The sequence below is a fragment of the Rhodobacter sp. TJ_12 genome (genome assembly GCF_020023995.1).
GTDB lineage: Bacteria > Pseudomonadota > Alphaproteobacteria > Rhodobacterales > Rhodobacteraceae > Rhodobacter.
Genome location: NZ_NRRD01000062.1, coordinates 1 through 691, shown reverse-complemented (window position 1 = coordinate 691; position 691 = coordinate 1). Strand labels below are relative to the sequence as shown.

The following is a 691-nucleotide window of genomic DNA, read 5'->3' as shown; positions in this document are numbered from 1 at the left end:
TATGCCAGGGAGCATAATATCCAACAGAATGAGATCGGGTTTAAGGCGTCGCGCCATTTCCAGCCCTTTAGTCCCGTTTTCTGCTATCAGTACGTCAAAACTATCCCGACGGAGGTAGGCTTCCAGTACGTCAGCAGCATCCGTATCGTCTTCAATTATCAATATTTTTCGACAAACCATTTATGTACCCTGGTTTTTTTAGAGAACAGCAATTGCCGATCTGTTACGCCAATACATACAATACCCTTTTCGTGACAGTAAACGCGCATCGATAAAATGACAAATGATATAAACCACCCGGAGAAGATTAAATTCATCAGAGACAGCGCGCCAAAAAGCGGAACTTGACAGTATCTTAACAATTCCCTGACTGATTATTGATAACAGTCCTTCATACTGAACCATCAGAAAACCATGCGCTGAAATAATACGCTTTTAATGATTCCGGAGATGCTCAATGTTCCCCCAAAAAACAGTACCGTTGATGGCAGGTTTACTATTTACCTCGGTAACGTCATTTGTGAATGCGGATGACACTGCCGCTAATACAGACACGTTTACCATGGGGATTGCAGGGCAATACGCGCCGCGTTACAGCGGGTCAAACCATCAATCTTTCCAGGTCTTACCCGTTATCCAGGGGCGAAAAGGCGCGTTTTTTGTTGATTCGGAAAAGGGGCTGGGATATGAC

Annotated in this window: 2 protein-coding genes; one reads left to right on the top strand and one right to left on the bottom strand. The window is 44.4% G+C overall.

The genetic code is table 11. From position 1 onward, the window contains the following. The coding region (locus CKO11_RS17165; RefSeq protein ID WP_223641522.1) for a response regulator transcription factor at positions 1-180 on the bottom strand (180 nt) is incomplete at its 3' end. A 277-nt stretch (positions 181-457) separates the two neighbouring features. On the opposite strand from CKO11_RS17165, the gene CKO11_RS17160 reads away from it, so the two are divergent. Beyond that, on the top strand, positions 458-691 hold a 234-nt coding region (locus tag CKO11_RS17160; protein WP_223641520.1), incomplete at its 3' end, for a MipA/OmpV family protein.